Annotated in this window: 2 protein-coding genes; one reads left to right on the top strand and one right to left on the bottom strand. The window is 56.0% G+C overall.

Annotated features, from left to right (window positions below; all coding sequences use genetic code 11):
• Positions 1–952: ISL3 family transposase (locus tag H3Z84_RS01525; RefSeq protein WP_266096216.1), on the bottom strand; the 952-nt coding region annotated here is incomplete at its 3' end.
• Here H3Z84_RS01525 and H3Z84_RS17000 point away from each other — a divergent pair.
• Positions 908–1,118: hypothetical protein (locus H3Z84_RS17000; RefSeq protein WP_228285917.1), on the top strand; the 211-nt coding region annotated here is incomplete at its 3' end. The genes H3Z84_RS01525 and H3Z84_RS17000 overlap by 45 nt on opposite strands.

The following is a 1,118-nucleotide window of genomic DNA, read 5'->3' as shown; positions in this document are numbered from 1 at the left end:
CGATAATGCCGTCGACGTAGCCCTTGAGGCGCCTGGCAAACTGCTGCACGGGGGCCAGCCCACTACTCATAGCCAGATTTAGCCAGTCTTGCCAGCGTTGTCTGGCATCGGCCTCTGAGGGAGCGTACCAGAGCTCTTTGAGCTGGTCTTTCAGGACGTAGACAGTCATCAGGGGCTGGTTGGCTTGCAGCAGTTCTTCGAGCTTCAGAGCCTGCTCATCCTTGAGGTTGCCTCGGTTTCTGAGCAACAGCCAGCGACTTCGTTTCACTACTTTGCGAGCCGGCTTGTCGTGTCGAAGCTGATTGGCCTGATCGACCCGGACACGGTCAATCACTTCCCGTCCGAACTTTGCTACAACGTGGAACAGGTCATAGACCACCCGTGCTTGTGGGCAGTGGTGCTGAACTTCCAGGTCCATGGCGGTATTCATATCCATCGCCACGGCTTCGATCTGGCCACAGGTTTCCGGCCCCAGCCATTCAAAGAAGGGGCGTACCGCTGCTCGACTGCGGCCTTCTCCAACCCAGAGGACTTGTTGAGTATCCGCATCAATCGCCACGGTGGCGTAGCGGTGTCCCTTGAACAAGGCGAACTCATCCATGATCAGTCGACGAATCCGGCGTTTATCTGGCTCAGTCACTTCTCGTTTGAGGCGCCGATGGTCGATGGCCTTGACCGTATGCCAATGCAACCCTAGCAGCGTTGCCACATGTTGGATCGGCATCAGTCGTACCAGGGATTCAATCCAACTGACCATGCCTGCCGTCAGACGCTGTCGCCCTGGTAACCAGCGAATCTGTTCAAGCTTGGGGCCACAGGTCGTACAACGAACTCGGCGAACTGGCACGTCCAGCCAGACACGGTATTGGAACAGGTCGCGTTCTCGGACTCGTCGGGTGCTGATGTCATGGATGGCAAGCGTGTGCTGATTACAACCACTGCAGCATGGCAAGTAATCGTCGGCAGGTTGCAGTCGGATGAGCAGAGATTGAGCGTCAATCTGGGCATACGATTCTATCGTGAATCCTTCCCAGAACAGGGCAAGAGGATTAGCATTCATAGGGACGGCGGTGAGTCGGTCAGGTTTGTTGTTTTGGCGAACTCAAAACTAACCGGTT

The organism is Marinobacter sp. bablab_jr003 (genome assembly GCF_016464245.1).
GTDB lineage: Bacteria > Pseudomonadota > Gammaproteobacteria > Pseudomonadales > Oleiphilaceae > Marinobacter > Marinobacter vinifirmus.
Note: the sequence above shows the minus strand (reverse complement) of the source record. Positions and strands in the feature narration are given on the sequence as shown.